General features: G+C 58.4%; 3 protein-coding genes. 1 reads left to right on the top strand and 2 read right to left on the bottom strand.

Going from position 1 to position 4,076, the window contains the following annotated elements; translation table 11 throughout:
* Window positions 1–60: 60 nt before the first annotated feature.
* Complete coding sequence (locus V6C16_RS08775) at window positions 61–1,947, bottom strand: alkaline phosphatase family protein (protein ID WP_333535864.1); 1,887 nt, start codon at window positions 1,945–1,947, stop codon at window positions 61–63.
* 89 nt (window positions 1,948–2,036) lie between these two features.
* On the opposite strand from V6C16_RS08775, the gene V6C16_RS08770 reads away from it, so the two are divergent.
* Window positions 2,037–2,843, top strand: a complete 807-nt coding sequence (locus V6C16_RS08770; protein ID WP_333535862.1) for a BCCT family transporter — start codon at window positions 2,037–2,039, stop codon at window positions 2,841–2,843.
* Window positions 2,844–3,418: 575 nt separating this feature from the next.
* On the opposite strand, the gene V6C16_RS08765 is transcribed toward V6C16_RS08770, so the two are convergent.
* Window positions 3,419–4,076, bottom strand: a 658-nt coding sequence (locus tag V6C16_RS08765) for an MFS transporter (protein ID WP_333543029.1), incomplete at its 5' end; no start/stop codon positions are given.

The raw sequence follows: 4,076 nt of genomic DNA, 5'->3' as shown, positions 1-4,076 counted from the left end.
TCGGCGTGGGGTATGGGCGCGTCTGATGCGGGGCGTACCCCGCCGGTTGCGAATTCGGGGCTAGTCCACCAGATCGGGGTTTTCCATGATCTGATAAATGGGCGCGCCTTCGGCGTCTTCAGGAATGGGGTTGCCGGTCACGTAGCAGAAGGTGGGCACGATGTCGGCCAGCCAGCGCGGGCGCGTGTAGCGGTAACCCTTTTTGATGTTCGGCCCGCGGAACATGAGCAGGTTCTTCAGGCTGCCGCAGCCGGATTCGCCCGTGGGCAGGCCATAGCCGTGCTCGGCCATGTATTCGGGCTTGAGCACGTACACCACATCGCCCGCCTGCGCGCCTCCCATGCCGAACACATGAGCGTCTTCGCGGCGCACGGCCAGCAGCACCGGGCGTTCGCCGGTTTCGGGATGTTTGTAGTCAAGCAGGGCGTCAATGCTCTGGTCGCGCACCTTTTCATAGTCCTCGGCTTCCACAATGCCGCCGGGGTATTTGTCCTTCAGGTTGACGTAGACAAACATGTAGCGCTGAGGCACGGCCGCGGACTTGCTCACGTCGAGCACGTAGTTGAAACCTTCGGTTTCTTCGTAAATATCCCAGTAATTTTCCGACTTTTTAGGCTCGTAGGAGCACAGCCCGGCCTCTTTGAGGGCGTGGGCCGTATTGAGGATCGGCCCCATGGGGGTCGCGCCGTGGTCGGAGCAGACGCACATGAGGGTCTCATCGCCCATGATGTCCGTCAGGCGGCCCAGCAGGCGGTCTTCCACTTCGTAGATGTGGCGTTCCATTTTTTCGGCGCGGGCGCGCACGGCATCGTCCTTGCTGTCCAGTTCGCTGAGCCAGCCGTGATAGAACCAGTCAATGGGGTGGGAGTGCATGTAAAGCAGATCCCAGTCCGGGTTGGCCTTGATGAGCGAGCTGATGGTGTTCCACAGCCATGCGCTGTGAAATTCCACAAGTTCGCACACGGTGTCGGTGTCGATGATGCCGTGCAGGTAGGCCACAAGACCGATGTCGTTGGCCGTGATGTCTTTGGAAAAATCAATGTGGGCGGCGGCTTCGGCAGGCGCAACAAAGCCGCAGCGGCCCGCTATGCCGGACACGTAAAGCTTGAATTCTTCAGCATCGTCAGACAGCTGCATGAGCTTGCAGCGAAACACGCCCTTTTCCGTACGGCCATCGGCCTTTATGGTAAAGTCGTGCTGCACGGGTTCGCTCCACGCGCCCAGGGTGATGGTGAAAAATGCCTTGGCGTAGTCTTTTTCGGGGCACAGGGCCATGCGGTCATAGCCGTCGTCTTCGCTTTGCCAGACAAGACAGTGCCATACCTGATCCTCAAGGGGTTCGGTGGATTCCTTGAAGGTCATGTTGACGGTCATTTCCAGCGGTTCGTCGCCTTCGGGCAGGTTTTTCCAGCCTTTGGCGTCATCAAAAACGCCCTGCGCGCCCATGGGGTAGTAGTCGGTGGAGATCACGCTTTCAGAGCAGAGAAATTCCTTGTGCTCGTTGCCGTGCAGGGGCCAGCGTGTTTCGGCGGGGCTGAGGCCCTCGCCCATGATCATGACGCCCTTGTCCATCTTGGACGGCCAGGACATGGGGTAGTTGATCACAAGACACTTTTTGCCCGCCTTGTCCCAGGCGTCCCAGATGGTCTGGGCGGTGAGGATGTCGGAGCCGAAGGCCTGGGTGGTTTCTTTATAGTCCAGGCTGCGGCCTTCATGATAGTAGTAATAGTCTTCCACGCCGTGGGTGCGGGGCCATGCGCCGGTGCAGATGGTGGCCCAGGAGGGCGGGGTGACCGTAGGCAGGTTGAACCCTTCGGGAATGTAGCTGCCTTCGTTCATGAACTTGCGGAAATTGTCCAGCCCTCCCTGGGCCAGCATATGTTCAAGCCTCTTGGGGATAAGGCAGTCATAGCCGATGAGGACGGCGCGTTTGGCTTTGGCGGACATAAGTATAAACCTCCTTGGTGATGCATGACGAGCATGAGATTGCTGTGTGATGCCGCATGGTTAATCAATAAGCATGCCAAAGCGGTCTGGTGGCGGGGTATACGGTTTATCGGGGGCTGGACAAGGGCATCAGGTGGCTGAGCGACGTGAACGTGATTCTGGCCCTGATGCTGGCGGCCTATTGCTTCTTTTGCGGGCCGACGGTGCAGCTTTTCAATATCTTCACCAATGCCTTCGGCAAGTGGCTCGGAAACTATCCCAACATGGTGTTCTGGACAGATCCCTGGGGCGGCGGCAGCTTTCCACAGGACTGGACCATTTTTTACGCCTTGTTCTGGGCAGGCTTCGGGCCTTTCATGGGGCTGTTCATCGCGCGCATTTCACGCGGGCGCACCGTGCGTGAAATCATTTTGTGGGACATGACGGGTACGGTTTCCGGCGGCTGTCTGATGCACGGCATCTTTGGTTCCTATTCGCTCTATGTACAGCATGCGGGCATTCTCGACGTCGTAAGCATTCTCAAGACAGAGGGCGGGGCCGCCGCAATGGTTGCCGTGCTTGGCACGCTGCCCTTCAAGGAACTGGTGCTCGTGGCGTACTGCCTGCTGTCCACCATCTTTCTGGCAACCACGGTCAACTCCGGTTCCTATGTGGTCGCCAGCACGGCCACCCGTCGCCTCAGCCCCGATTCCGAGCCGCACCGCCTGCACCCGTACCTTCTGGTGCCTCGTGCAGTGCGTTCTGGCTCTGGGCATGATCTGCATGGGCGGCCTCGGTGTTGCCAAGATGTTCGGCAACTTCTCCGGCGCGCTTATGGCATTGCCCTCGTTGCTGCTGACCTTCTGCTGGCTCAAGATCATCCGCACCGACGGAGCTTCGGTGCTGCGCAGGTATGAGACAAAACTCTAGACAGTGTCGAGGAAGATGCCGCACCCCGAGCGGCCCAGGGCGCAGCCCGTGTAAACAGTCCGGAAACCGGTGGCTCTCCTTCCTGCCGGTTTCCGGGCTGCCTTTTTGCGCATACGGAAAGAACAGGGTAGCTCTGAAATATATTCATTTATATTGTATTCTTGCATAAGATAGGAACAGTTTGCGCACCTGTTTTTACGCCAAGGAAACATCAGGCACATCCGGCTGCAAGATTGGCTGGTATCCGCCCGAAGCAACGAGATTTGCCCGGGCGGATCTGTTTTTGCTAAAAAGAACATTTAAAATTTTATATTATTTAAATAATAACATTATGTTATTCGCGTTATAAACATCTGGCACATGATTTTTCGCACACAAACTGACATGGCGCACACTCCGTGGGGGCGGGCTGATCTGCTTTCGTTCCGTAACGCGGGGTGTTCTGTGAGCAGGCGCGGGTGAAAACCGGCATGCACCACGACAGCGGACGAAAAAAGCCCCTGTACCGGGAATGCCGATACAGGGGCTTTTTGAATGTTCGTAACTGTGCGTGGCGGAGGGGCTATCTTCGCGCCGCCCTTGCCGGAACCTTTGCCGTATGTTCGCGCAGGGCAAAGGCGAATACCGTGCCGATAAAGGCTACCACGGCCAGGCACTGAAAGGTGCGCGGCAGCCCGTGATTGTCGGCGATCCAGCCCAGCAGCGGAGCGAACACGCCCCCCAGGCTGGTGGCCAGGCCCAGGGTAATGCCCGAGGCAAAACCGATATTGCGGGCAAGGTAAGTCTGCCCCAGAACCACCAGAGAACTGAAGGGCGCGTAGAGCACAAAGCCGAGCAGGGGCAGCAGGGCATAAGCGGCATAAAGGTTGGGCAGCAGGCCGAAAGCCAGCACGGCGGGCGTCATCAGGGCAAAGCCCAGACGCACGATGACCCTGAAGCCGTGCCTGTCGGCCAGTACGCCGCCCAGAATGTTGCTGGCAACCCCGAAAGTGCAGAAAATGGTCAGGGCTACGGCCCCGGCGGTTTTGCTCTGCCCAAAGCCGTTCACCCAGTACAGGGGAATAAAGGTGTTGAAGCCCACAAAAAGAATGGAGCGCGCAATGATGGCCCCGGTCAGCTTTGAAAATTCGTGCCAGTTGTTCTGCGGTGCTTCGCCGCCTTCGGCGTCGGGCGTTGTGCCGCCGGGCTGCCCTGAAGCGTCTTTGCCCTGCGTTCCGGCC

This window comes from Desulfovibrio sp. 1188_IL3213, from assembly GCF_036763145.1.
Classification (GTDB): Bacteria; Desulfobacterota; Desulfovibrionia; order Desulfovibrionales; family Desulfovibrionaceae; genus Desulfovibrio.
The sequence above is the reverse complement of the archived record's forward strand: the minus strand, read 5'-3'. Positions and strand labels throughout refer to the sequence as shown.

What these genes read in the sequence shown, in the direction of transcription:
- V6C16_RS08775 (WP_333535864.1), bottom strand. Translation starts at nt 1,947, where the DNA reads ATGTCCGCCAAAGCCAAACGCGCCGTCCTCATCGGCTATGACTGCCTT.